At 71.7% G+C, this 3,163-nt stretch carries 2 protein-coding genes and 1 pseudogene; 2 read left to right on the forward strand and 1 reads right to left on the reverse strand.

The window, feature by feature from the left end; translation table 11 throughout:
- Positions 1 to 278: pseudogene (locus AC27KI_RS21660) on the reverse strand (signal recognition particle-docking protein FtsY); the annotation flags it as partial.
- A gap of 29 nt (positions 279 to 307) precedes the next feature.
- On the opposite strand from AC27KI_RS21660, the gene AC27KI_RS21665 reads away from it, so the two are divergent.
- The gene (locus tag AC27KI_RS21665; RefSeq protein WP_487115768.1) at positions 308 to 1,762 is read left to right on the forward strand and encodes a M16 family metallopeptidase; all 1,455 of its coding nucleotides are present in this window, start codon (positions 308 to 310) and stop codon (positions 1,760 to 1,762) included.
- A gap of 23 nt (positions 1,763 to 1,785) precedes the next feature.
- Positions 1,786 to 3,138, forward strand: a complete 1,353-nt coding sequence (locus AC27KI_RS21670) for a M16 family metallopeptidase (protein ID WP_487115770.1) — start codon at positions 1,786 to 1,788, stop codon at positions 3,136 to 3,138.
- Positions 3,139 to 3,163 lie beyond the last annotated feature (25 nt).

A 3,163-nucleotide genomic window follows, 5' to 3' on the forward strand; every position in this document is an offset into this window, starting at 1 on the left:
ATGGGCGCGGGCGCCGCGACCGGGGCTGGCGGCTGCACCGGGGCATGGACAACGGGCGGCGGCGCCACCGGCACCTCCACCGGCGCCTTGGCGAACGGGTTCTTCAGCCACCCGAAACCCCCGGAGGCCGCAGGGGCACTCGAAGGGGCTGCGGAGGGCGGCGAGAGCGCGTCGGCGGCGGGCGTTGCAGGCACGGAAACCGCTGGCGCAGCCTCCGCGGGATGGGGGGCTTGCGGCTCGGTGGGGGCGGCGGGCTTTTTCTTGAAAAAACTGAACATTGGAGGGTTCTTAGAATCGCATCCATTCTATGAAACGCGCTATCACCCTTCTGGGCCTGCTGGCCTGCGTGCATGCCGGGGCCCAAACCCCGCCATCCGCTCCCACCCCCCTTCCTCCCTCGGCCCAGGACACGCAGGCGCAGCGCCCGCCGTCCACGGGGGTTCGGCAATTCACCTTGAAGAACGGCATGCAGTTGCTCGTGCAGCCCGATCGCCGGGCGCCCACGGCGGTGCACATGGTCTGGTTGCGGGTCGGCGCGATGGACGAGGTGGACGGCACCTCCGGCGTGGCCCACGCGCTCGAGCACATGATGTTCAAGGGCTCCAAAACCGTGCCGCCGGGCGAGTTCTCGCGGCGCGTGGCTGCGCTGGGCGGGCAGGAAAACGCCTTCACCAGCCGCGACTACACCGGCTACTACCAGCAGATCCCCGCGAACCGGCTGGAAGACGTGATGAAGCTCGAAGCCGACCGCTTCGCCAACAACCAGTGGCCCGACGCCGAGTTCAAGCGCGAGATCGAGGTGGTCAAGGAAGAGCGCCGCATGCGCACCGAAGACCAGCCCCGGGCCGCGCTCATCGAGCAGCTCTACGCCGCCACGTTCATCGCCTCGCCCTACCGCCGGCCCGTCGTCGGCTGGATGAGCGATCTCGATGCCATGACCGCCGACGACGTGCGTGCCTTCCACCGCCAGTGGTACGTGCCGGCCAACGCGGTCGTCGTGGTGGCCGGCGACGTGGACCCCGACAAGGTCCGCGTGCTGGCGGAAAAGTACTACGGCCGCATTCCCGTGCGCGCCGTGCCGGCCCGCAAGCCGCGCGTGGAGCCCGTGCAGCAGGGCATCCGCCGCATCGCCTACAAGGCGCCGGCCGAGCAGGCCTATGTGGCCCTGGCGTTCCGCGCGCCGAGCATCACGCGCCTGGAGAACATGGCCGACAGCGACCGCGATGCGCTGTCGCTGCTGGTGCTGTCGGCCGTGCTCAGCGGCTACGACGGTGCGCGCCTGGAGCGCGCCTTGAGCCAGGGCCCCGACCGTGTGGCCGACAGCTCGGACAGCTCGGCTTCCGTCGTGGGCCGCGGCCCCAGCGTGTTCCTGTTGACCGGCGTGCCGGCCCCCGGCAAGACCCCGCAGCAGGTCGAGGACGCCCTGCGCGCCGAGGTCGCCCGCATCGCCCGCGAAGGCGTGAGCGAGGCCGAACTGGCCCGCGTAAAGACGCAGTGGGCGGCCTCCACCATCTACCAGCGCGATTCGCTGCAAAGCCAGGCCAGCGACCTGGGCAGCAACTGGGTGCAGGGCCTGCCCCCCGACGCCGACGCGCGCCTGATCGCCCTGCTGCGCGCGGTGACGCCCGCCCAGGTGCAATCGGTGGCGGCCCGCTACTTCGGCGACGACCAGCTCACGGTGGGCACGCTGCTGCCGCAACCCATGGCCCCTGGCGCCAAGCGCGCCGCCCCCGCAGCCGGCGCCGACGGGCGGATGCATTGATGAGAACGCGCAGGACACCCCCCATGAAAACCTTCCAACGCATGGCCGCACGCGCGTGCCTCGCCTTTGCCGGGGCCTTGTGCCTGGCCCACCCTGCCTGGGCGCTGCTGCCCATCCAGCACTGGACGGAGCCGAGCGGCGCCCGCGTCTGGCTGGTGGAGAGCCCGGCCATTCCGATGGTCGACGTGCAGGTGGACTTCGATGCCGGCGCGCGCCGTGACCCGGCCGCGCAGGCCGGTCTGGCGAGTGCCGTGGCGGCCATGTCGTCCAAGGGCGTGCGCGCCCAGGGCGATGAGCCCGCCATGGACGAAAACGCGCTCGGCGAAGCCTGGGCCGATCTGGGCGCGAGCTTCGAGGCTGCGGCCGACCGCGACGGCCTGAGCTTTTCGCTGCGCTCGCTCACCGAGCCCGACCTGCTGGACCGCGCGGCGCGGCTCGCAGCCCGGCAACTGGCCCAGCCGAGCTTTCCGCAGGACATCTGGCAGCGCGAGCGTTCACGTTGGGCCGCCGCTTTGAAAGAGGCGGAAACCCGCCCCGGCACGGCCGCGGCCAAGGCCTTCGGCAGCGCGGTGTACGGCAGCCACCCCTACGGCCAGCGCACGACGCCCGACACCCTGGGCCGCATCGAGATCGCGGACATGCAGGCCTACCATGGGCGCTACGTCGAGACCTGCCGGGCCCGCGTGAGCATCGTCGGGGCCGTCACGCGCCCACAGGCGCAGGCGCTGGTGGCCACGCTGCTGTCGCAGATGCCCGCGCGCGATCCCGCCACCTGCCAGCCGCTGCCGCCCGTGCCCGAGGTGCAGGCGCTGGCCGCGCCGGTGCAGCAGGACATTCCCTTCGCCTCGGCGCAGGCCCATGTGCTGATCGGCCAGCCGGGCTTCGCGCGGCGCGACCCGGACTTTTTGGCCCTGCTCGTGGGCAACCACATCCTGGGCGGCGGCGGCTTCACCTCGCTGCTCACCAGCGAGGTGCGCGAAAAGCGCGGCCTGAGCTACAGCGTGTACAGCCAGTTCTCGCCGGGCCTGAACACCGGCGTCTTCCTGGTCGGGCTGCAGACCCGTCCCGACCAGGCCGCCGAGGCCGTGAAGGTGTCGCGCGACGTGCTCGCTCGCTTCGTGGCGCAGGGCCCGACCGAGGCCCAGCTCAAGGCCGCGAAGGACAACCTGATCGGCGGCTTCGCGCTGCGCATCGACAGCAACCGCAAGCTGCTGGCCAACGTCGTCAACATCGCGTGGAACGACCTGCCGCTGGATTACCTGGAGCACTGGACCGACCGCGTGCAGGCCCTGACGGCCGCCGATGTGCGCGCCGCCATGGCGCGCAAGCTGCAGCCCGACCGCATGGTCACCGTGGTGGTCGGGGGCCAGCCTTGAACCGGCCCGCACGCCGCGCCGCGCC

This window comes from Acidovorax sp. KPB24-03 (assembly GCF_057546605.1).